The following is a 24168-nucleotide window of genomic DNA, read 5'->3' as shown; positions in this document are numbered from 1 at the left end:
CAGAGGAGAAATACATGCAAGAATATCAAGCAGAAAATTATGATGTGATCGTTGTTGGTGCCGGTCATGCTGGTTCCGAAGCAGCACTAGCTGCTAGTCGGATGGGTGCCAAAACGTTGTTGCTAACAATCAATTTAGATATGGTCGCATTTATGCCTTGCAATCCTTCCGTAGGAGGTCCTGCCAAGGGCGTTGTCGTTCGCGAAATCGATGCCCTCGGGGGAGAGATGGGTAAAAATATCGACAAAACCTATATTCAAATGCGGATGCTTAATACTGGTAAAGGACCGGCAGTCAGAGCACTGCGGGCCCAAGCAGATAAGCATGCCTATGCAGCCGAGATGAAACGGACCATTGAACAAACAGACAACTTGACCTTGCGTCAAGGCATTGTCGAAAAATTATTGGTGGATGATGGCCAATGTCATGGGGTTGTGACTTCGACTGGTGCGCGTTATGAAGCGTCAGCTGTCGTGATTACTGCAGGAACTGCGTTGCGTGGTGAAATCATTATCGGCGAGCTGAAGTATTCTTCAGGTCCAAATAATTCACAACCATCTATTGGTTTAGCCGATCATTTAAAAGCGTTGGGCTTAGAGATCGCCCGTTTTAAAACTGGGACACCGCCACGGGTCAAATCAAGTACCATCAATTATGTTGTGACAGAAATTCAGCCTGGAGATGAACAACCCAATCATTTCAGTTATAGTACACCAGATGAACACTATAACCAAAATCAAGAACCATGTTGGTTGACCTACACCAATGAAGGCACCCACCAAATCATTCAAAACAACCTGCATCGGGCACCAATGTTCACCGGAATCGTTGAAGGTGTTGGGGCAAGATATTGTCCGTCAATTGAAGACAAGATTGTTCGTTTTGCGGATAAATCTCGGCATCAATTGTTCTTGGAACCGGAAGGCTTGCATACGGAAGAAGTTTATGTGCAAGGGTTATCGACTTCAATGCCAGAAGATGTGCAAGTGGAAATGCTGCATTCAATAGCTGGGTTGGAGAAGGTAGAAATGATGCGGACAGGTTATGCGATTGAGTACGATGTCGTCGTACCACACCAATTACGACCAACATTGGAAACCAAAGTTATTGAAAACTTATTTACCGCTGGACAAACCAATGGCACAAGCGGATATGAAGAAGCAGCCGGCCAAGGATTGATTGCTGGTATCAATGCAGCGTTGAAAATCCAAGGAAAGGATCCGTTTATCATGAAACGCAGCGATGGCTATATCGGCGTTATGATCGATGATTTGGTTACTAAAGGCACCAATGAACCGTACCGATTATTGACATCAAGAGCAGAATACCGGTTATTGCTGCGTCATGACAATGCCGACCTTCGCCTAACAGAAGTTGGTCATCAGATTGGTTTAGTCAAAGAGGATCAATATCGCAGTTACTTGGACAAGAAAGCTGCTGTAGAAAAAGAAATGGCCCGGTTGAAAAAAATTCGCATCAAACCAACACCAGAAGTCCAAGCGTACTTGACAGGTAAAGGCACCGCTAATCTGAAAGATGGTGTCCTTGCTTATGATTTCTTGCGACGTCCAGAAGTGACTTATCATGAAATGTTGGCCTTTATCGAAGCCGATGATACACTGAAACCAAAAGAAATCGAACAAGTGGAGATTCAAATCAAGTATGAAGGCTATATCAAAAAAGCGCTCGAAAAAGTCGAGAAGCTAAAACGAATGGAAGCCAAACGCATCCCAGAAATGATTGATTATGCTGCCATCAATGGTTTAGCAACAGAAGCCAAACAAAAATTGCAAAAAATCCAACCTGAAACGATTGCCCAAGCCAGCCGCATCAGTGGGGTAAATCCCGCAGATATCAGTATCTTGATGGTGTATATCGAGCAAGGCAAGATTGCGAAAGTAGCAAAATAAATAAAAAAACAGGAAGACAAACGATGCGCATACAAGTGCTCAAGCGGTTTGTCTTCCTGTTTTTTTAGTTGTCACGATAGTCGATGTCTTGCTGCTTGGTGCCATCTTGTTTATAGATCCTCAAGACAGATTGTTTGTTTTGGGCGATCTCTTTGCCTCTAGCAACGGCCTCGTCTTTTTTGTCGAACTGGTCACTGGCACGCGCAGCCCCTGTAGAACGAACTTCCCACTGTTCATCTTGATAGCGGACCGTTACATCTGCGTCCATCAATTTTTTGGCGTTTTTATTGACATCATGGGTATCATTTTTCTGGGGATTTTTTTCGTTTTGAAAGGTTTTCTTTTCATCCTCTGTTGCATGATCAAACCATTTTTCAGCTTGACTGGTGGCAATTGGAATCGCACGGTCATCGTCATATCCATCGGCTAACAGTGCATTAGCGATCGAAATGGCTTTCTTGCGGACCAACGGATCTAGATTTTTCATTGACACTGGATAATCATTTACGTTCCAAGGCATATCGATTCCTCCTAAAGGCTCATTCTATCTATTTAGTGTACTTGCTTCTGAGAAAAAGGGAAATGATATGCATTTTTTGGGGGAGTGTAGCCCTTTTATTTTTCCATAAAACAATATTGGACAGATTCTTTTTGGTTATACAAGCGTTATATTTCCCAAAAAAAATCGAATGGTTTAGAATTTTAGTATAGAACAAAGGAGGACGTACTGATGAGTGAACCTATATTGATTGATCCACGACAGATGTATCACACTGGTAAATTCAGCCAACAGGAACAGGATACGCCTGCTTTACAAGACTAGATGAGGCCTGAACCAGATTGTGGTGAAGAATCTTATGTTGGCAGTCAGCAATTGGAGAATCGCCGGGTCTTGATCACGGGTGGTGATTCAGGGATCGGTCGTGCAGCAGCGATCGCATTCGCCCGCGAAGGCGCTGATATTGCGTTGCACTTTTTCCCAGGAGAAGAAAAAGATGCGAAAGAAGTGGCTCAGTATATTGAAGAAGCTGGGCGCAAGGTAATTTTGCTGCCATATGATCTGCGAGACGAATCTGCTCCACAAGCAATCATTGACAAGGCGGTGTCTGCTTTAGGCGGATTGGATACCCTTGTGTTGAATGCGGCGCAGCAAATCACGCGACCATCAATTGCCGAGTTGCCGATCGAACAAGTGAAAGATACCTTTATGGTCAATATTGTTTCGATGTTTGCTTTGGTCAAAGCCGCAGAACCGCATTTACCTGCGGGGGGAGCCATTGTCACAACTACATCGGTCCAAGCCTTTAGTCCGAGTGCCCATTTAATGGATTATGCAGCTACGAAATCAGCCATTGCGAGTTTTACTGTCAGCTTGGCGAAACAGTTTGCTGAAAAAGGGATTCGGGTCAACGGTGTGGCACCAGGACCAATTTGGACGCCATTGCAATTAGACCATGGTCAGCCAGAGGATGCTTTACCAGAATTTGGTCAGCAAGCCTTATTGAAACGGGCGGGTCAACCAGCAGAACTGGCACCTGTCTATGTCTTTTTGGCATCGAACAAAGCCAGTTATGTGACTGCACAAATCTATGGTGTTACAGGTGGCGAAGCAATCAATTTGTAAACCCCTATGAAATAAATGAAGCAAAGGAGGAGGTGTCTTATGAGTAAAGGGTGGAAAATCGTATCAATCGTCATTTCATTGGTCTTTATTACTGTTTTATTGCCAATTGTTTTAATGAGTAATCCGTATATGCAATTGCCTTTTGGGTTAGACAGAGAGGGCAATGTAGTTTCTTATTTCTTCAATAATTTGTTTATGCGACAATATATGTTTTGGGTAGCTGCAGTCTTGATCATTTTATTCTTGATCGTGATTTTAGTGGTTTTGTTTTATCCGAAAACCAAAACGACCTTTGTGTTGAAAGAAGATAAAGGAACGTTGACCATCGACAAAAAAGCAATCGAAGGCCTTGTCCGAACGAAAGTCAATGATAAAGAATTTGTTGAAGGACCAAAAGTAACTGTCAAAGCGACAAAAAATCGTCTATTGATCAAAATCAAGGGCAGACTAAAACGGACATCCGCGTTAGTTGGAAAAACTGAAAACTTAATGGCAGAGATCCAACAAGATGTCCAACGTGTATTAGGTTCTAGTGAAAAGATCAAAGTTGAAGTCAATTATGCCAATTTCGAACAAAAAGAAACCCCAGAAAATCCACGTGTAGAATAGGAGGGCTATCATGAACGAAATCCAACAATACAAAATCCCATTGATTTTCGGCGCGATTGGCCTGATCATCGCATTGTTATTTGTCACGATCGGTTTTTTCAAAACAGTGCTGATCCTATTGCTGACATGCCTTGGCTTTTTCTTGGGATTATATGTACAACGTACCGGTATCTTAGATGATTTTTTTAATCGAGAATAAAACACCAACTTATTAGGAGGAATTATACATGAGTAACCCAAATGAATTAAACAACGAAAAACCAATTAGCGCACATCCAGATCCAGAGGTGCCAAATACAACACATAACCCGAATGAAAATTCGGTGCCAACGACAGAAGCACCTGATCCCGTAGTACCAGGAGCGCAACGTGCAGCAGATCCTAAACCAGGAGGACCAAAACCCGGTGACCATCCAGCACCAGGCAATCCGAAACCAGCTGGTGATCATCCAACACCGCCAAAACCAGGTTTTTCTGGTCCAACAGGGAACACACCGGTTGATGGGGAACTAACATATGATGATAAAGTGATTCAAAAAATCATTGGTATCGCTTTGGAACATGTGGACGGTTTACTGACTGTGGACGGCGGCTTCTTCTCAAATATTGCTGAAAAATTAGTCAATACCGACAATGTTACATCGGGCATCAGTACCGAAGTAGGCAAAAAACAAGTAGCGGTCGATTTAGATATCGTCGTAGAATATGGCCGCAATATTCCGGATGTGGCGGAGCAAGTCAAATCAGTGATCGAAAAAGAAGTCACAAATATGACGCAATTAGAAGTAGTTGAAGTCAATATCAACGTGGTAGATGTCAAAACCGCTGCAGAGTATGAAGAAGATAGTGAAACTGTACAAGACAAAGTATCTTCTGCTGCCTCAAAAACCGGCGATTTTGCTTCGCGTCAAACAGATAAAGCTAAGCATGCGGCATCAAAAGCTTCTGATCGAATCGAAGAATACAATGAACCTAGAGTAAAATAGGGCGTAAATAAAAGAAGCATCGACTTTTTGTCGATGCTTCTTTTTTGATGAAAAAAAGCCGACCAGCAAGTTTGGCAGCCTTACTGGTCGAGGAAAAATGAAAAAAGTTTTTTTGGATTGACATCACTATACTGCGTATAACTTAAAGTAAACTTAAACTGGAAAATGTATCCATTTAAAAAAGCGTAAATTCTCTTTTTTCCCATTGTCTGACCCTTGCAACAAGGTGCTTTTTGCGTTAAAGTAGGAATTAGTCTGTGAAACATTTTCTGTTTCACGAAATAGAAAGGATACACTATGCAACCTGAAGAATTTCAACAAGCGTTAGCCGAACACGGCATTGCATTAACAGCAACGCAAATGGCGCAATTTGCTACATATTATGCGTACTTGATCGAGTGGAATCAAAAGATGAATTTGACGGCGATCACGGAAGAAAAAGACGTTTATTTAAAGCATTTTTTTGATTCTGTGGCGTTGGCATTTGAGACAGATCTGACAACAGATGGTCATTTGTGTGATGTTGGATCAGGTGCCGGTTTTCCAAGTATTCCTTTGAAGATCGTCTTTCCTGAATTAGAGGTCACAATAGTTGATTCGCTGAACAAGCGGATTACCTTTTTGAACAATTTGGTTGCTGCGCTTCATTTAGACGGTGTGCATCTGTATCATGATCGTGCCGAAACCTTTGGACAGAACCCGCAATTTCGCGGACAATTTGACTATGTGACTGCTCGTGCTGTTGCCAGATTGAATATCTTGACTGAATTATGTTTGCCACTGGTAAAGAAATCAGGATATTTCTATGCCTTGAAAGCAGCCAAGAGCGAAGAAGAGTTTGTTGAAGCAAAACCAGCAATCTCACAACTAGGCGGAAAGTTCATCACGGAAAAAAGTTTTTCATTGCCCGTCAGCGGCGATGAGCGGCATGTATTGATTATTCAAAAGACCAAAGAAACACCTAAAAAATATCCGCGTAAACCAGGAACGCCAGCGAAACAACCAATCAAGTAGGAGGAAGATCAATGGCTCGTATTATATCAGTTGCAAACCAAAAAGGCGGCGTCGGTAAAACGACCACCACGGTCAATCTTGGTGCCAGCCTGGCATTTGTTGGGAAAAAGGTCCTGTTAGTCGATATAGATGCCCAAGGCAATGCCACTAGCGGTGTCGGTATCCGCAAACCAGATGTAGATAAAGATATTTATGACGTTTTAGTCAATGAAACACCCATTGTAGAAGCCATTTTACCAAGCAGCCGCGAAAATTTGGATATCGTTCCAGCAACGATCCAATTGGCCGGAGCAGAAATTGAATTGACGTCGATGATGGCCCGAGAATCACGTCTTAAATCGGCATTGAATGAAATCAATGAACAATATGATTACATTTTTATCGATTGTCCCCCTTCGTTAGGTCATCTAACGATCAATGCCTTTACAGCAAGTGATTCGATTTTGATCCCTGTACAATGTGAATATTATGCCTTAGAGGGATTGAGTCAGTTGTTGAATACAGTTCGCTTAGTTCAAAAGCATTTTAACCCAGAATTAGAGATCGAAGGCGTGTTGTTAACGATGTATGACGCACGTACAAATCTTGGTGCTGAAGTTGTTGAAGAAGTTCGTCGCTACTTCCAAGAAAAAGTCTACGAAACGATCATTCCACGGAATATACGGTTATCAGAAGCACCTAGTCATGGATTGTCGATTATTGATTATGACCCACGTTCTAAAGGTGCTGAAGTTTACCAAACGTTAGCAAAGGAAGTGTTAGCACGTGAAGAATAAAGGGAAAGGATTGGGACGCGGGATCGATGCCTTGTTTCAAGACCTGCAAGGTTTAGAAGAAGTCGACATCAAAACCGAAAAGATCGTTGAGATTCCACTCAATGAGTTACGTCCAAATCCATATCAACCACGGAAGACCTTTGAGGAAACATCTTTGCAGGAATTAGCCAATTCGATTCAACATGCAGGTGTCTTTCAACCAATCATTGTGCGCCAATCTACGGTCAAGGGCTATGAGATCATTGCTGGAGAACGGCGATTTCGCGCCTCGAAATTAGCCGGTAAAGAAACGATTCCAGCGATTATCCGCAATTTTGATGAAGAAGCGATGATGCAAGTCGCCGTTTTGGAAAACTTGCAAAGAGAAGATTTGAATCCACTAGAAGAAGCAGAAGCCTATGATATGTTGATGAAAAATCTTAAATTGACGCAAGCAGAAGTAGCAGAGCGCTTAGGAAAGAGTCGACCTTATATAGCCAACTACTTGCGATTGTTGACGTTGCCGAAACTTGTCAAAGAAATGGTGCAAGACAATCGGTTGTCAATGGGGCAAGCCCGAACGTTGTTAGGTTTAAAAAATAAAGATCAGATTTTGAAGTTAGCCAATCGTTGTGTCAAAGAAAACTTTACGGTTCGTCAATTAGAACAGTTGGTATCCGAAATGAATGATACCAAAAACGAAAAGAAAAAAGTCCCTCGTTTGATTCGCGAAAAGCCGTATTACTTACGAGAAAGCGAAGACCGGTTAATGGATAAATTTGGAACAAATGTCGAGATTCGCGAAAAAGAAGGTAAAGGCAAAATCGAGATCGAATATTTATCTCAAAAAGATTTGACCCGTATTTTAGATTTGCTGCACATTCAATTTGATGAAGCTTGAGGTGATAAAGAATGTATGATCTTGGGGATATTGTCGAAATGAAGAAACCCCACGCCTGTCAGGCGAATCGATGGGAAATCATCCGTATGGGGGCTGATATCAAAATCAAATGTACCAATTGCGGCCACATTGTGATGCTGACCAGGCGCGATTTTGATAAAAAAATGAAAAAAATCCTAGAAAAAAAAGAGAAAGAGTGAATGAATTATGGCGTTAACAGCCGGAATCGTCGGATTACCTAACGTAGGGAAATCGACTTTATTTAATGCAATCACGAAGGCAGGCGCGGAAGCGGCCAATTATCCCTTCGCAACGATCGACCCGAATGTAGGAATGGTAGAAGTACCAGATTGGCGCTTACAGCGACTAACAGAGTTGGTCCATCCTAAAAAAACAGTACCAACCACGTTTGAATTTACGGATATTGCCGGCATCGTGCGAGGTGCCAGCAAGGGAGAAGGGTTAGGCAATCAATTCTTAAGCCATATTCGTCAAGTAGATGCGATTTGTCACGTTGTACGTTGTTTTGATGATGACAATATTACGCATGTGGAAGGCCGTGTTGATCCGATCGCCGATATCGAGACCATCAATTTAGAATTGGTTTTAGCTGATTTGGAATCAGTCAATAAACGTTACACACGGGTAGCCAAAATTGCTAAAACGAAAGATAAAGATGCCGTAGCTGAATTGGCAGTATTGGACAAAATCAAACCTGTATTAGAAGAAGGCGTTTCTGCTCGTTCGATTGAATTTACTGAAGAAGAACAACGGATCGTCAAAAGCTTGTTTCTGCTGACGACTAAACCCGTTCTTTATGTAGCCAACGTCGCTGAAGATGATGTGGCCGATTTCGAAGGCAATGACTATGTCAATACAGTCAAAGATTTCGCCAATAGTGAAAATGCGGAAGTCATTGTGATCAGCGCACGTGCTGAAGAAGAGATCGCTGAACTGGAAGAAGAAGACAAAGCAGATTTCTTAGAAGCGCTAGGCATTGAAGAGTCAGGTTTGGACCAATTGATTCGGGCTGCCTATGACCTACTAGGCCTGGCTACGTACTTTACAGCTGGTGAGCAAGAAGTTCGTGCTTGGACATTCCGTAAAGGAATCAAAGCCCCACAAGCTGCCGGCATCATTCATACAGACTTCGAGAAAGGGTTCATCCGTGCGGAAACTGTTTCCTTTGAAGACTTGAACCAATATGGCACGATGCATGCAGCGAAAGAAGCCGGTCGTGTTCGTTTAGAAGGGAAAGAATACATCGTGCAAGATGGCGATGTCATGTTGTTCCGTTTTAACGTATAAAGGGCTTTCTTCCTAGGGATTTTGTGGTAAAATGTCCATTGTGAAGAAAACGCGCAGAAGGGAGAATCAATTCATGGAACCAGAAACTCTGCGAAATTATGTTTCCGAAAATCGTGAATTAGAACAACAATTAACAAAACGCAATCAACAATATATTTTTGATTTAAAAAAATCACTAGAAGCAGCCAATCTTTCTGAGGAAGAAAAAACAATTGCCTTACATGATATGTTACCGATCCTTGTACAGGAACAAAAAGGCGGCAAAACAGCGCGACAATTGTTTGGTACAGTATCCGAAAGAACAGAGGCAATCATCAATAAACCCGTTGAGCAAAAAGAATCAGGACCATTTCTGATGTGGCTAGACAACACTCTGTTGATATTAGGTATCTTTGGCTTGATGTTGGGTGTCATGGGCGTCTTTACTCGCGGACAAGCACAGCCATATGGTCTGTTGACGTTGTTCTTGATGGCGATTTTAGCTGGCTGGGTGTTCTATTTGATGTATAAGTATATGTATCAATATGAACGACCAGGCGCAGATAAAAGCAAGCGACCTAAAATGTGGAAAATCATTCTGATTTTAGTTGGGGCATTTTTACTATGGATCGTTGCGATTTCTCTTTCTGCGATGATACCAGCACCATTTAATCCACAAGTAGATCCCGTCATCGAAGCCGTGATCGGCGCAGTGGCATTGGCGGCTAAATATTACTTGAAACGTAAATACAACATTATCAGCAGCTTATCAGTCCCAAGAGGCTGATCAGTGAATCAGTTGGTTCTCTTATAAAAAGAGAGCCAACTGATTTTTTTTGCTTGACAATATATCTAAAAGACCTATAATAAGCAAGTCAATAGGTCTAAAAGACTGATATGAAAAATTGCAAAGGAGGCAATCATGTACGATTTATTATTGTTGGGCTCCCTGGTTGGCGGGGATAAAACCGGCTATAAGCTGCAAAAAATCGTTGGTTCCGCTTTACAACCGATGCGTAAAGTGTCAAGCGGTGTGTTGTATCCATCTTTAGAGAAGTTAGAAAAAGAAGGATTGATTATGTCTAAAAATCTGCAAGATGTGCGGAATACGAAGTTATGGCATATCACCCCAGCGGGTACTAGCCGTTTTGCCGAATTGATGCGAGCGGATATTCCTTCTGATGCCAAACGAAACGATATGATCCATTTCAAATTACGTTCGTTAAATAGTGTGTCTGTTTCGATTCAATTAAAAATCTTGACTGACTTTCAGGCATTTATCGAAAGTGATCTTTTATTTTATCAACAAGCGCAACTTGATATGCAAGATCATCGGGAAACATATCCTGAGCAAGCAGCTCGTTTCGATGTGATTGTGTCAGCTTATGATCTTGATATCCAATTGGCGCAAACAAAACTTTCGTGGATCAAGCAACAGATCGAACAGCGAAAAGCAACTGAATGAATATATAGGAGTGTTGAATCATTATGGAAAAAACGTCAAAAAAATGGTTTTCATTAATTGCCTTGTCGTTAGGTGTTTTTATGGGACTTTTGGATGTAACAGTCGTGAATGTAGCATTGCCTACGATGCAAAAGGCCTTTGATGCACCTTTTACGCAACTACAATGGGTATTAAATGCCTATACACTAGTTTTTGCAGTTACCTTATTGGTTGTATCTAAACTAGGAGATATGTATGGACGAAAAAAGATTTTCTTAGGTAGTTTGGTGATCTTTATCGCAGCTTCTGTCTTGAATGGTTTCGCTCCATCTTTGCTGATACTGGATATTGGTCGCGGTATCCAAGCTGTCGGCGGTGCGGGCATGATGTCTTTATCAATGGCACTGGTTGCTTCTAACTTTGAAGGAAAACAGCGAGGATTAGCTTTAGGGATTTTGGGTTCAGTTATTGGTTTGTCTTCTGCTTCTGGCCCATTAGTTGGTGGTCTATTGGTGGATGCCTTTGGCTGGGAATCGATTTTCTTTATTAATTTGCCGATCGGGATCATCGCCGTCTTGATGACCATACGTTTTGTTGATGAAACCCCCAGTTATGGCCGAGACGAAAAGATTGATCTGCTCGGGATGGTTCTTTCAACTGCGGCGTTGTTTAGCGCCATTTACGGGTTGATTCAAAAGGAAACCAATGTTGACTGGGCATGGACAGATCTAAGAGTCGGTGGCTGGTTGGCGTTAGCGATCATTTTTTTGATTTTGTTCATCATTACAGAAGCAAAAGTCAAAGACCCAATGATGAATTTAAAAATGTTCAAAAATATCAATTTTGTTGGCTCAGTTATTGTGGCATTTGCTTTAGGCTCAGGCATTTATGCATTTAATACGTATTTAACCGTTCTGATGCAAAATTACATTGGCTGGTCTGCTTTTGATACAGGCGTCCGTCAACTGGCACTTTCAGTGTGGTCGTTGATCTTAGGACCTGTTGTTGGTATTTTGGGCAACAAGTTTGCGAAAAAGTGGATGATTGCTGCAGGACTGTTGATCAGCGGAGGAGGCTTCTTGTTCTTGATTGGTCAACTGTCACCGACAATGGGCTATGCCCAACTATGGCCGACATTAGTGATGATCGGTATTGCCAACGGTATCGTCAACCCATTGCTGAATTCAGCAGGTTTAGAAGGCGTTGCACCACAAGAAATGGATATGGCTTCAGGATTATTAAATGTTTTCCGTCAGTTTGGTACCAGCTTTGGCGTGGTGATCCTAGGACTAGTTGAGGCAAATCGTTATGCAGAAGTTGTCAATGCCCAGGCAGATAATATGAACTTACCAATCAAATTAACGGATAGTTTGGTTAGTGCGGGTCCGTTTTCTGGTCATGAAATTGCGTTTTCGGACACAGTGAACCAAGCACCTTTTGCTGCTGAATTACAAAAGACTGTTGTTCAAGCGTTCGATAGCGGATTGACCCATATATGTTATGTCGCAGGTATCGTTGTCGTGATCGGGGCTATTGGTGCGACACTCTTTATGCGAGAAAATAAAACAGTAGTATAAAAAAGATTCTTCAATAGAGCACAGCATCAGCTGCTACAGTCAGAAATTTCTTTAAAAGATTTTCTGACTGTTTTTCTATCCAATCTACTGGTGGAGAAGATAGCAAACACTTGGACAAAAACTTTCAAAGAGAATTCTCTGTGATTATGAGAATTTCTGACCCATTTACTAACGATAAATAAGAAAACTGTCCGAATGGTTGACTTATGAAAAAAATTTTGCTATTTTTTTTAAAATACCTAAAAATTTTAAGGAGTGGTTACAAAAATGTCCAACTGGGAAACCAAATTTGTAAAAAAAGGGTTAACGTTCGATGATGTCCTATTGATTCCTGCTGAAAGTCACGTATTGCCAAATGATGTGGATATGCGTGTGCAGCTTGCCCCCAATATTACGCTGAATATACCAATCATGAGTGCCAGTATGGATACAGTAACTGATAGTAAAATGGCTATTTCTATGGCTCGCCAAGGTGGGTTAGGCGTGATTCATAAAAATATGAGTATTGCTGCCCAAGCAGATGAAGTCCGGAAAGTGAAACGTTCAGAAAGTGGCGTAATCATTGATCCATTCTTCTTAACGCCAAGCCATCTAGTAGCTGATGCGGAACATTTGATGAGCAAATACCGTATTAGCGGTGTACCGATCGTTGAAACTATGGAAAACCGCAAACTTGTGGGTATTATTACCAACCGCGATATGCGCTTTGTAACTGATTATACGATGGCGATCGATGATGTGATGACCAAAGAAAAATTGATCACTGCCCCTGTGGGTACGTCACTGAAAGATGCTGAAAAAATCCTGCAACAACACAAAATCGAAAAATTACCAATCGTTGATGAAGAAGGCCGTCTAAGTGGTTTGATCACCATCAAAGATATCGAAAAAGTGATTGAATTCCCACATGCTGCTAAAGATACCCATGGTCGTCTTCTCGTAGCCGCAGCTGTCGGTGTGACTAGCGATACCTTTGAACGGGCGCAAGCATTGTTAGACGCTGGTGCTGATGCGATCGTGATTGATACAGCCCATGGACACAGTGCCGGTGTATTGCGCAAAATCTCAGAAATTCGCAATCAATTCCCTGAAGCAACGTTGATTGCTGGAAACGTAGCAACTGCTGAGGGGACAAAGGCACTCTATGATGCAGGCGTCGATGTTGTCAAGGTTGGTATTGGCCCAGGATCAATTTGTACAACACGGGTCGTTGCTGGTGTAGGCGTACCCCAATTGACAGCTATCTATGATGCAGCTTCTGTTGCCCGTCAATATGGCAAAGCGATTATTGCAGATGGCGGCATCAAGTATTCAGGTGATATCGTCAAAGCATTAGCAGCTGGTGGTCATGCAGTGATGTTAGGCAGCATGTTAGCGGGTACGGATGAATCACCAGGTGAATTTGAAATTTATCAAGGCCGTCGTTTCAAGACGTATCGTGGCATGGGTTCATTAGGTGCAATGGAAAAAGGGTCGAGTGATCGTTATTTCCAAGGTGGTGTCAATGAGGCCAATAAATTGGTTCCAGAAGGCATTGAAGGACGTGTCGCATACAAAGGCAGTGTTTCTGATATTATCTTCCAAATGATCGGTGGATTAAAATCAGGAATGGGCTATGTTGGTGCAGCTAATCTACAGCAATTACGTGATGAAGCTCAATTTATCCAAATGAGTGGCAATGGACTGAAAGAATCACATCCGCATGATGTTCAAATCACGAAAGAAGCACCTAATTACTCCGTTAAATCATAATAGTTTTCACGTGAAACATTCAAAAAGACATCTATTCCTTCGCTCAACGAAGCGAGGAACAGATGTCTTTTTTAATAGTACACTCATTTAGACCATAAGAACCAATTTTTATTCATTCGATTTCAATGCATCGATCATATTGACATGGGTCAACTTTATATGCGTAACGAACATCACGATGACAGTAAAAAGAATCGTCATGCCGCCTGCTAAAGCATACGCTGGCCAATTGATCACAAGAGGAAAGACCATGTTTTCCATTGATGCTTGCATAAGAATAAAGTCGGTCAAGAAGTATCCCACAGCATAACCTGCCAAAATACCAAACAAAGTAAAGACAATATTTTCGCGAACGATATACATAGTGACTTCCTTGTTGTAAAAACCAAGGACTTTGATGGTCGACAACTCGCGAATCCGTTCGGAAACATTAATATTTGTTAAGTTGTACAACACAACAAAGGCTAATGCTCCAGATAATACTACCAATATCAAGACAATAGAGTCCAGATTGCCCATGGATTCATTTTGTGTATTGATTTGGGTAGATAAAAACGTCGTGTTCTTCACGCTATCGGTTTCCAATAACGCGGTAGAGAGGTTTTCTTCTTGCTTTTGATTCATTGTATCACTCTTGAGCAATAATGTATTTGGCGTAAAGTCGCTGTCAGTGATTGCTTCATAGGTTTCTTGCGAAAGGTACAAAGAATTTCCTAAGTAGTTCTCAGCAATCCCGCTGATTTTTACAGTAAAAGATTCTTGATCACTTGTATAGAAAGTCAGGCTATCACCTACGTTGATATCATAAAGTTCGGCATATTTCATGGTTAAAACCGCACCATTGTCATTCAACGATAACGCGTTACCCTCCAATGAGGTCAAATGTACATAGTCTGTGAAAGTATCATTGTCGGCAGGAACCATCAACGTCAAACTTTGCTTGCCTTGGTTTTCAGGACGAATTTCAATATTCTCACTGTTGACAGCTAAAGTATCTGTTACGCCCGTATCTTTACCGAGCGCAGCTTCGGCTTTTTTCAATGTGGCCTCTTTGCTGTCGGTGAGTGTAACAACTGCTTGATAATCGGTGATCGGTCCAAATTGTTTGCTGGTCACTGAACCCAAAGAATCCTTTAACCCGACACCAGCGACCATCAATCCGGTACAACCTGCAATGCCGATGATTGCCATCACCATACGTGATTTGTAACGGAAAATATTCCGAAAACTGACTTTTTGATTAAAACTTAGACGTGACCACAATGGGGTGATACGTTCTAAGAAAATGCGTTTCCCAGGTTTAGGTGCGCGTACTTGTAATAATTGGGCAGGTTTTTCCCGTAATTCCTTGATCAAAACAAACAGGCAAGCACCAAGCGCGGCAATCAAAAAGGCACTAGCGGCTAAAATGATGGGGGACCAGACATAATAAACGCGAATCCCATCTAATAGATAACGATCACTCGATAAGAAATAAATCAAGCGCGGCAACAACTCAGTGCCCAGAACGGCGCCGCTGAGGATGCCAATCGCTGAAGAGAGTAAAGCATAAATCAAATATTTGATTGAAATTTCTGCTTTTCCGTAACCCAATGCTTTCAAGGTGCCAATTTCTTTTCTATTTTCTTCCACCATTCGCGACAATGTCGTAAAGGTGATCAATGCAGCTATAAAGAAGAAGAATACTGGAAAGACATTGGCGATAGCTGCAATTCGATCAGATAAACCGCCATATTCTTGGAACCCTGGATTGTCTTTCCGTTGATTATATAGATAGGTCGGTTCTTCTAACGCATCTAAGTCTGCTAGGTTATCGTTTATCGTCTGTTGTGCGTCGTCTAGTTGTTCTTGTTGTGCATCAAGTGTTTCTTGCTGTTGTGTCAATTCCGCTTCGCCAGCAGTGACTTCAGTTGTTAGCGCTGCTTGTTGCGCTTGCGGCAATTGACTTAGTGCCTCTTTTTGAGTGGCAAGCTGTTCCTTAGCAGCATCAAGCTGCTCTTGTGCATCATCCAGTTTGGTCTGATTGTCCGTCAACTCGTCTTGCGCAGGCGTAATATCTTCCATGGCTTCTGCTTTGATTTCAGCCAACCGCGTTTGCGGTCGATCAGCAAAAAGTGCTTCAATCGTTTCTTGATGGTTGTCCATTTTCTCTTCATATGCATCCGAATAGGTTTCCAAGGATTGGACATCATCAAAGGAGAAGTAAAGAATCGATTTGACATCCATCATAAATGTGTCTTCAGGTATATAGGCAAAGTAGGATACAACGCCGCTGCCTACATTGGCATAGCCACGCTCTGCAACACTGATATACATGGGCGAATCAGCAAAACCAACGATCGTGTAACTTTCTTGCGATAAGGTTTCTGTCTGATCAAACGTATAGGTATCGCCCAATTGGTAGCCGTAGTTTTTGGCTTCTGTGTCTAACAGGATTTCATCTTTATTTTTAGGCAGATGGCCTTCTTTGATCAGCAGCTGATTCAATGTGTGGTCTTTGTTGTAAGAATTGACTTGCACAACTTCATCACTGTTTACTGCAGCATAGAACTGATAAGCAGATTCAACTTGTGCATCAGATTTTTCTGCAAGAGCAATGTCCTCATCTGTCAGGCCCATCGTGGAAGTGACTTGTAGATCTGCTAATTGCTGTCCATCGACATAGGCGCTTGCTGAATGATTTAAAATCGGGCCTGTTGCCTTAACGCCGACGAAAAGAAAAGTACCAAGAAAAATAATCAAGGTAATGGCAATAAAGCGGCCTTTTGATTGGCTGATCTCACGAAAACTGGCTTTTAAATAGGTCTTATTTTTCATCGGATTCTCCTACCAAACGATATCATCAATTGAGATCGGCTGTTTATTTTCTTCAATTGAACGTACAGTAGCATCATTGATATGGATCACACGATCAGCGATTGGTGCGATGGCACTGTTATGGGTGATGATCAATACGGTATTGCCATTTTGGCGACTAGCATTTTGCAAGAGTTTTAATACTTGTTTACCTGTTTCAAAATCCAAAGCGCCCGTGGGTTCGTCACAGAGCAGCAATTTCGGATTCTTTGCTAAGGCTCTTGCGATAGAAACCCGTTGCTGCTCACCACCGGAAAGTTGGGCGGGAAAATTATTTTTTCGATTTTCCAATCCAACTTGAGCCAATACTTCATCTGGATCAAGTGCATTAGAGGAGACCTCTGTTGCGAGCTCGATATTTTCTTTGGCAGTCAGATTCGGCACCAAATTGTAAAACTGAAATACAAAACCAACGTCTTTCCGACGGTATTCTGTCAATTGTTTGTCCGAGAATTGGGCGATGTCGACTTGATCAATAATGATTTGTCCTTCATCCGGAGAGTCCATTCCACCTAAAATATTTAAGACAGTTGATTTCCCTGCTCCGCTGGGGCCTAATATCACCACTAATTCGCCTTCCTCGATTGAAAATGAAAGGTGATCGTTGGCAGTAATCGTCGTTTCACCCATCTGATATCTTTTGCATTCATTCTTTACTTCAACATAACTCATTAAAAATCCTCCATTTATTAAACACGTGTTGATTTAATCACATGGTGTTAGTATACTAATAAAGAAAAGCGAGAGCAATCCTCAATGCTTATGATAATGTTATGAAATAAACAAATGGAAGGAATCTGTTGAAGTGAAAGGAGTATCAGATGGCTGGAGTAGCGGGAAATCGTCGCACCTTGTATTCAAAGAAAGTGATTAGACAGGCGTTTCAAGATTTATTATTAGAAAAAGACTTCACCAAGATAACGATCAAAGAAATTTCTGAGCGGGCGGATATCAATCGGGGCACTTTTTATAAATATTATAAGGATACAGCTGCATTACTTGAAGAAATCGAAGAAGAATTGGTCCATGAAATTGCGGATAATCTCCAAAAGGAAGATTTATCTCTCGATCTATGGCTTGCTAAATTATTAAAGCTATTATATGAGAACCCAAGTACGACACATTTGATTTTGTTGAACAACAGTCATTTATTGAACCTTTTGTTAACTGAGATCCGACCAGAGACATTCAAAAGATTTCAATTATACTTTACACATGCGTCAACAGCGGAGTTGGAGCTATGTTTAAGCTATTTCGTTTGCGGATCAATAGGATTGATTGAACGATGGCTGAAAGATTTTCCAGAGATGTCACCTCATGCGGTAGCTACATTACTCGTCCAAATCTTTGCTACGAATGTGTATAATCTATAATAGAAAAAAGCCGCTGATTTATTTGATCAGCGGTTTTTTGTGATTTTGCTTATTCAACGACACGTTCGTCAGACATCCCAAAGTATTGATGTAATGGTTTTTGTTTACCAGCCAATAATTGATCAACTGTTACAAAAGTATATCCTTCATCTTTCAACATTCTGATGATTCCGGGTACGGATTTAACAGATTCTGGATGAATGTCATGAATCAAGATAATGGCGCCGTTAAAAACATTTTGTTTAACGACAGCATTGATTTTCCCAGGATCTTTTGACTTCCAATCCTGTGAGTCAATATCCCATTGAATAATCGGCATACCAATCGTTTCAGCACTTTTCTGATCGATTGCGCCATAAGGCGGGCGTAAATTTCTTGGTAGACTACCAGTGGCTTTGAAAATGGTTTTGTCTGTTTTAAAGATTTCATCTTTTAAATCATCAGTGGACAATGTGTTCAACTGAGGGTGAGAATAAGAATGGCTGGCTATTTCATGACCAGATTCAGCAATTTTCTTCGCTGAATCTGGATATTGTTCTACCATTTGACCCAGCATAAAGAAAGTCGCTTTCACATCGTTTTGGTTCAAAATGTCTAGTAAGTCTAGAGTAGAAGAATCATTTGGTCCATCATCGAAAGTCAGTGCAACATATTTTTTATTTTCATCTAGAACAGGTAAAGCATCTTTGACACTTCCTGAATCAACCAAATCTGTATCGATAAAAGCAGCAATATCTTTATAGTCCAGTGTGATTTTGTCTACACCTGTTTGATTTTCAGGTAACTCAAGGGTCAATTGCTTAGGATCATAGGTCATTTTTGAATCAAAAGTAATTCGATCCATATTTAGAACGGCATCAATAATTTTATTTGGATCGTCAGCTTGTTCCAGTATTTTTTGTTGGATGACTTGTTGTACACCCAGGAGACTCGCTTCATCAGGAATCAAATCTTTGAGGGTCAATTCAGCATTTGTTTTTTCTGAAACATAGATAGAAGATTCTGTGACCGAATCTGGTTCTTGGAATTTGCCAGTTTCACGGTTCCAGACATAGCTATCAGCTTGCAATGAATAAATAGATACATTGGATGAAATAGACTTGGATTTTATTTGTGCAATCGTGACCACTTCATTTTCAGAATGTTTCTTTCCCAATTCTTCAACCATCGCTGTTAATTTACTTGTGGCATCACTGATTGGGCTGGTACTGTCATCTTTTGGATGGTAAATGATTTCTTTTCGTTCCCCATTGGCTAGAATCTGACTTTGATTGGCTAATCCGCTCTGTGCTTGTTCTTCAGAAATACTGTCGAGTAAACCACTAGCGGCTGTTTCAAATTTTGCTTTGGCTTCTTTTTCTTGTTGTTGCAGCGTATAGGCTATATAGCCTGCTGTTGCAATAATCACTATGACTAATAATGTGATCAAACCAAGAATATATTTTCCATAAGGCGTTTTCTTCTGATTTGAAGTCAAGTTTTTTGACTTATCTGAGATTGGTAATCTCTCAGGTTCTCTTGAATTTAATACATCATGATTCCTTTTTGTATGTTCAAATGATGGATCTATTTGTTTTTTATGCAAATCACTCCGGCGAGCATAAGACTCTTTATCAGACATTTGACGTACTCCCTTCATCTATCATCATAAAGTAAACTAACCGTAACATAACTGTAACATTAGCACAATGGTCACGAACTTATTCTTATTATATTTAAAGAAACGTTGCTTTTTTCTAATTATATTATCTAAAAAAAACGCATGTTGTTATATAGAGCTCTTTATGAGATGGGGAAAAAGAAGAAAAAGGTCAAAAAAAACTATGACTACGTAACAGGTAGTCATAGCAAGCTGTTATGCTTTTTCGATTTTGGTCAAACCACCCATGTAAGGAACAAGCACGTCTGGGATCGTTACACTGCCATCTTCGTTTTGATTATTTTCTAGAACAGCAGCGACGGTACGACCGACTGCTAAACCAGAACCATTCAAGGTATGCATATATTGAATTTTTCCATCAGCCTCACGGTAACGGATCATGGCACGTCGTGCTTGAAAATCTTCGCAGTTTGAACAAGAACTGATTTCGCGATAAGTATCTTGTGCGGGGATCCAGACTTCTAAATCATATGTTTTCGCTGCTGAAAAACCCATATCTCCCGTGCATAATGCCATGACACGATAAGGTAAGTTTAATTTTTGGAGAATGTCCTCAGCGTTGCTGGTCATTTTTTCTAATTCTTCATAAGAATGTTGCGCGTCACTAAATTTGACCATTTCAACTTTGTTGAATTGATGTAAACGTATCAAACCGCGCGTATCACGACCAGCACTACCAGCCTCTGAACGGAAAGATGGGCTTAATGCTGTGAAATAAATAGGGAGTTGGGCGCCATCTAATATTTCACCATTGTAATAGTTTGTCAATGGCACTTCTGCTGTTGGAATCAATGTCAAATCAGTATCTGCTAGTTGGAAAACATCTTCTTTGAATTTAGGAAATTGTCCTGTGCCAAACATTGATTGGCTATTGACGATGTAAGGCGTCATCATTTCTGTATAGCCATGTTCATATACATGTTGGTCCAACATGAAGTTGTACAATGCGCGTTCTAAGCGGGCACCCAGTCCTTTGTAGTAAACAAATCTGCTGCCTGAAACTTTAGCGCCTCGTTCGAAGTCTAAAATACCCAGATCTTCAGCAATCTCCCAATGCGGTTTAGGCTCAAAATCGTAATTTTTTGGCGTTGACCAACGACGCACTTCTACATTGTCCGCTTCATCTTTCCCAACAGGTACAGACTCATTTGGCAAATTAGGCAATGTCGTTGCAATATGTTTGATTTCTTCGTCGATCTGACCAATCGATTCATCCAATTCTTTGATTTGAGTACCGACTTCTTTCATTTGCATGATTTTATCTGCTGCATCTGCTTTGGCGCGTTTCAAAGTGGCAATCTCAGCTGAAATGTCATTGCGCATTTTTTTCAATTCTTCTGTTTTGACCAATTGCTGTCTGCGTTGTTCATCAAGTGACAAGAACTGTTCAAGCACTTCTGCTTTTACACCTCTTGTTGCTAGTTTTTGTTGGACAGTTTCAAAATTTTGACGAATCATTTTTACATCTAACATGTTTGTATCCTCCTTTTTTGTATACAAAAAATGGTTATTCCTATCCCTTGTTGCTTGGGACGAAATAACCATTCGCGGTACCACCCAAGTTCAGCTGTTGCTGCCCTTGATACTCGTATCGTGAGCCGACGATTTTTCTTTCGAAAAATACACATCAAAGAACTGGATTCTATTCATCTCATCACTGATTCTCACCAACCATCAGCTCTCTGGATAGGATATGAATATACTAGGTTCTGTGTTTTATATTATTTATCATAGCATAACGAAAAATAGGGCTTTCGTCAACCGTAGTTCTGTGTTGCTGCAAGGTTGTTACGTTTCAATGGTAAGTGAATAATGAAGGAGGTCCATTCTGGCGTTGATTTTGCATAGATATAGCCACCATGAAGCGCAACGATACTTTGTGCAATGGCCAAGCCTAAGCCAGTACCACCTGTTTCTTGGGAGCGTGATTCTTCAACTCGATAGAAGCGATCAAAAAGTGAATCTAGTGCTTGCTTAGGAATCATTTGACCATTGTTTTTTACAGTTAGAATTGCTTCGGTACCAACTTTTTCAACTTCCATACGGATCGTGTCGGCGCCTTTACCATACTTCAACGCATTGGAGAGGAGATTATTGAATACACGGACAAGCTTTTCGGTATCTCCATCCATTTCAATATGGTCTGGTCGTGTATAGGTTTCAATCTTGATTCCTTTGCGTGTGGCTTCTAACTCGAAGTCTGCTGCAAGCTGTTCGACAAATTGGGCCATATCAAAAGGAACTAAGTTAATAGGAACACTTGGTTGTCGTACCTTCGTGTACTCGAACAAGTCGTCCACCAGTGATTTCATTTGTTTGGCTTTCACATAAGCTGTATGCGTATATTTTAATAGCTCTTCCTCAGAGTGATACTGCCGATCCTCGATCAATCCCAAGTAGCCAATGATTGATGTCAGTGGTGTTCGAATATCGTGGCTCACATTCGTGATCAGTTCATCCTTTGATTGCTCAATTCGTCGTTCATCTTGAATGGCGGCTACTGTACTGTCAACGAGTACATTGATATTTGATACTACCCGATTAAGATCTCCACGCAGTTCAAAAGGGATGCGATGATCATAATTACCTTCAGCAATATAATGCAGTTCACTGATAATATGCCGTAACTGCATTTGATGGTAACGACGGATCAAGCGCCAATACAAAACGATAACATCCAATAGGAAGAACAAGGGAAGAATAAAATTTCGACCGCTTCTGAAAATATCAGTATTGAATGCATCAGTAAATGCTGTCTTCGATTCATAGATGGCTTCTACTAAAAGCGGCGAATTTTCGCGCACCGAAGTACCAACGACAATAATTGCGACATTTAATAGAAGTAAAAGAACAACAGTAATGATGCCTTCAGCAAAAAGCTCGCTGATTTCTTTAGAAGTTAGTGTAATACGTTTCTTTTTTTCGACTGGTTTACTTCGCATCTATTTTGTAGCCAACTCCCCACACAGTTTGAATGACTTTTTCTCCATCAGTTGCTTCTTCGATTTTATCTCTCAGGTGACTTACATGGACCATGACGGTTTTCGCAGAAACAACGCTCTCTTGTTTCCACACGCGTTCAAAAATCTCATCAGCACTGAATACGCGGTTAGGGTGGGAGGCAAGTAAATATAAGATACCAAATTCTAATGCGGTCAGTTGGATCTCATTGCCATCGATCGTTTTGACCTCATGAGAGTCACGGTTGATGATCAGTGAACTAACTTCTAATATTTCCGGTTGGTTTGAAGGGGTCTGCATTTTGGTCCTTCTTAGTAATGATTTCACACGAGCCATGACTTCTAAAGGATTGAAGGGTTTTGTCACATAATCATCCGCACCAGCAACCAACCCGCGAATCTTATCCATGTCAGTTGTTTTGGCAGTTAACATGATAATTGGGATTTGCGATTCCTTGCGCAATTCTTTGACTACTTGCATGCCATCCATTTCTGGCATCATGATATCCAATATAAGAAGTTCGATCTCAGCAGTGGTACGAATTTTGGACAAAGCTTCTTTACCATCATATGCCTTGACAGCTTCATATCCTTCGTTGTGTAAATAAATACTTAATAGTTCAACAATCTCTTTATCATCATCTGCTACCAATATCTTCATACGTATCCTCCTAGGAACAATATTCTTTTCTCTATTTTAGCAAATAATCAACAAAATGAACAAATTCGGACTTAAATTTATAAGAATGATAGGAATTCGAGAGAAGCAGAAAAGAAAACACGAACAATGTTTGGATGAAATGAGTGATTTGAATGAATTAACGAACAAAAATAAAGAAATAAGCATCCAATACCTTTGGAAACGCACTATCTAGAAACGTTGTTCTATCAAGCGTTTTAGGGTTGACGAATGGAATGAAAGTTGGTATATTATTACATGTGCCAAATAACTAATACATTCAAAAAACTTTTTTGAAAAAAAGGTTGACGCACAACAGAACAGATGATATTATAACGAAGTCGCAAAAATAAATTGATTGATCGTTGTTGATATGACAACAAATTAATTAAAAAAAGTTGTTGACAAATAACAAATCATTTGTTATTATGATTAAGTTGCTAAGGCAGCCGACACGTTGTTGCAAAACAACGATTCAAAAAAATTTTATAAAAAGTGTTGACAATCACTTGTCACTCTGATATGATATAAAAGTTGCTAACGCAACACAGTAGACCTTTGAAAACTGAACAAAGCAAGCAAACGAACCAATGTGTAGGACGCTTCATTTATATGAAGCAAATACATGCAAGCAATAGCTAGCAAAGTTTTAATTTTTATGAGCTTAACGATCCTTTGGATCGTTCAAACAAATCATTATGAGAGTTTGATCCTGGCTCAGGACGAACGCTGGCGGCGTGCCTAATACATGCAAGTCGAACGCTTTTTCTTTCACCGGAGC

General features: G+C 40.8%; 21 protein-coding genes, 1 rRNA gene, 1 pseudogene and 1 other annotated feature. Of the genes and pseudogenes, 16 read left to right on the top strand and 7 right to left on the bottom strand.

Translation table 11 applies throughout. The features are described 5' to 3' along the window. Positions 1-14: 14 nt before the first annotated feature. On the top strand, positions 15-1910 hold the full coding sequence (gene mnmG / locus ACYVRS_RS13465) for a tRNA uridine-5-carboxymethylaminomethyl(34) synthesis enzyme MnmG (protein WP_461198906.1): 1896 nt from the start codon (positions 15-17) through the stop codon (positions 1908-1910). 64 nt (positions 1911-1974) lie between these two features. Here the strand turns inward: mnmG and ACYVRS_RS13460 are convergent, their stop codons facing one another. Beyond that, positions 1975-2430, bottom strand: a complete 456-nt coding sequence (locus ACYVRS_RS13460; protein ID WP_461203555.1) for a DUF2188 domain-containing protein — start codon at positions 2428-2430, stop codon at positions 1975-1977. A gap of 210 nt (positions 2431-2640) precedes the next feature. Between ACYVRS_RS13460 and ACYVRS_RS13455 the strand changes: the two are divergent. The 13 genes and pseudogenes from ACYVRS_RS13455 to guaB all read left to right on the top strand — a co-directional run bounded on the left by ACYVRS_RS13455 (position 2641) and on the right by guaB (position 13859). Continuing rightward, a pseudogene (locus ACYVRS_RS13455) lies at positions 2641-3534 on the top strand (SDR family oxidoreductase). 39 nt (positions 3535-3573) lie between these two features. Then, a complete protein-coding gene (gene amaP, locus ACYVRS_RS13450) occupies positions 3574-4143 on the top strand; it encodes an alkaline shock response membrane anchor protein AmaP (protein WP_312498868.1) in 570 nt (189 codons plus the stop codon). Between the two features lie 10 nt (positions 4144-4153). Beyond that, complete coding sequence (locus tag ACYVRS_RS13445; RefSeq protein WP_312498870.1) at positions 4154-4342, top strand: DUF2273 domain-containing protein; 189 nt, start codon at positions 4154-4156, stop codon at positions 4340-4342. 28 nt (positions 4343-4370) lie between these two features. After that, positions 4371-5129 carry an Asp23/Gls24 family envelope stress response protein gene (locus tag ACYVRS_RS13440; RefSeq protein ID WP_313537205.1) on the top strand — a complete coding sequence of 253 codons (759 nt, stop codon included), beginning with the start codon at positions 4371-4373 and terminating at the stop codon, positions 5127-5129. Positions 5130-5426: 297 nt separating this feature from the next. Continuing rightward, the gene (gene rsmG, locus ACYVRS_RS13435) at positions 5427-6143 is read left to right on the top strand and encodes a 16S rRNA (guanine(527)-N(7))-methyltransferase RsmG (protein ID WP_054116867.1); all 717 of its coding nucleotides are present in this window, start codon (positions 5427-5429) and stop codon (positions 6141-6143) included. Between the two features lie 11 nt (positions 6144-6154). Beyond that, positions 6155-6919: a ParA family protein gene (locus ACYVRS_RS13430; protein ID WP_054116866.1), complete on the top strand. Its 765-nt coding sequence runs from the start codon at positions 6155-6157 to the stop codon at positions 6917-6919. Next, positions 6909-7799, top strand: coding sequence for a ParB/RepB/Spo0J family partition protein (locus ACYVRS_RS13425; protein ID WP_312498875.1), 891 nt, complete (start codon positions 6909-6911; stop codon positions 7797-7799). The genes ACYVRS_RS13430 and ACYVRS_RS13425 overlap by 11 nt, the downstream gene beginning before the upstream one ends. Before the next feature lie 11 nt (positions 7800-7810). Continuing rightward, positions 7811-7999: a DUF951 domain-containing protein gene (locus ACYVRS_RS13420; protein ID WP_312498876.1), complete on the top strand. Its 189-nt coding sequence runs from the start codon at positions 7811-7813 to the stop codon at positions 7997-7999. Between the two features lie 7 nt (positions 8000-8006). Continuing rightward, positions 8007-9107, top strand: coding sequence for a redox-regulated ATPase YchF (gene ychF, locus ACYVRS_RS13415; RefSeq protein ID WP_312498877.1), 1101 nt, complete (start codon positions 8007-8009; stop codon positions 9105-9107). A gap of 73 nt (positions 9108-9180) precedes the next feature. After that, positions 9181-9873 (top strand): DUF1129 domain-containing protein, encoded by a 693-nt coding sequence (locus tag ACYVRS_RS13410; protein ID WP_054116862.1) that lies wholly within the window; start codon positions 9181-9183, stop codon positions 9871-9873. Positions 9874-10008: 135 nt separating this feature from the next. Beyond that, complete coding sequence (locus ACYVRS_RS13405) at positions 10009-10551, top strand: PadR family transcriptional regulator (protein ID WP_461203554.1); 543 nt, start codon at positions 10009-10011, stop codon at positions 10549-10551. 23 nt (positions 10552-10574) lie between these two features. After that, on the top strand, positions 10575-12107 hold the full coding sequence (locus ACYVRS_RS13400) for an MFS transporter (RefSeq protein ID WP_461203553.1): 1533 nt from the start codon (positions 10575-10577) through the stop codon (positions 12105-12107). A 267-nt stretch (positions 12108-12374) separates the two neighbouring features. Next, positions 12375-13859 (top strand): IMP dehydrogenase, encoded by a 1485-nt coding sequence (guaB, locus tag ACYVRS_RS13395; protein WP_461203552.1) that lies wholly within the window; start codon positions 12375-12377, stop codon positions 13857-13859. 108 nt (positions 13860-13967) lie between these two features. Here the strand turns inward: guaB and ACYVRS_RS13390 are convergent, their stop codons facing one another. Next, positions 13968-16676, bottom strand: coding sequence for an FtsX-like permease family protein (locus tag ACYVRS_RS13390; RefSeq protein ID WP_461203551.1), 2709 nt, complete (start codon positions 16674-16676; stop codon positions 13968-13970). Positions 16677-16685: 9 nt separating this feature from the next. Beyond that, complete coding sequence (locus tag ACYVRS_RS13385) at positions 16686-17387, bottom strand: ABC transporter ATP-binding protein (RefSeq protein WP_313539978.1); 702 nt, start codon at positions 17385-17387, stop codon at positions 16686-16688. A gap of 149 nt (positions 17388-17536) precedes the next feature. On the opposite strand from ACYVRS_RS13385, the gene ACYVRS_RS13380 reads away from it, so the two are divergent. Continuing rightward, on the top strand, positions 17537-18088 hold the full coding sequence (locus ACYVRS_RS13380; protein ID WP_461203550.1) for a TetR/AcrR family transcriptional regulator: 552 nt from the start codon (positions 17537-17539) through the stop codon (positions 18086-18088). A 49-nt stretch (positions 18089-18137) separates the two neighbouring features. Here ACYVRS_RS13380 and ACYVRS_RS13375 read toward each other — a convergent pair whose 3' ends face one another. The 4 genes from ACYVRS_RS13375 to croR all read right to left on the bottom strand — a co-directional run bounded on the left by ACYVRS_RS13375 (position 18138) and on the right by croR (position 23369). Beyond that, positions 18138-19709, bottom strand: coding sequence for a polysaccharide deacetylase family protein (locus ACYVRS_RS13375; protein ID WP_312498884.1), 1572 nt, complete (start codon positions 19707-19709; stop codon positions 18138-18140). A gap of 234 nt (positions 19710-19943) precedes the next feature. Continuing rightward, positions 19944-21221, bottom strand: a complete 1278-nt coding sequence (serS, locus tag ACYVRS_RS13370; RefSeq protein WP_461203549.1) for a serine--tRNA ligase — start codon at positions 21219-21221, stop codon at positions 19944-19946. 52 nt (positions 21222-21273) lie between these two features. Further along, positions 21274-21473 (bottom strand) — a binding site (T-box leader). 32 nt (positions 21474-21505) lie between these two features. Beyond that, complete coding sequence (locus tag ACYVRS_RS13365) at positions 21506-22690, bottom strand: sensor histidine kinase (protein WP_312498886.1); 1185 nt, start codon at positions 22688-22690, stop codon at positions 21506-21508. Continuing rightward, entirely contained in the window at positions 22680-23369 is a 690-nt protein-coding gene (gene croR / locus ACYVRS_RS13360) for a response regulator transcription factor CroR (RefSeq protein ID WP_054116852.1), read from the bottom strand. The genes ACYVRS_RS13365 and croR overlap by 11 nt, the downstream gene beginning before the upstream one ends. A gap of 712 nt (positions 23370-24081) precedes the next feature. Between croR and ACYVRS_RS13355 the strand changes: the two genes are divergently transcribed. Next, positions 24082-24168 (top strand): 16S ribosomal RNA (locus ACYVRS_RS13355); the annotation flags it as partial.

Source organism: Enterococcus salsurae (assembly GCF_054784955.1).
Note: the sequence above shows the minus strand (reverse complement) of the source record. Positions and strands in the feature narration are given on the sequence as shown.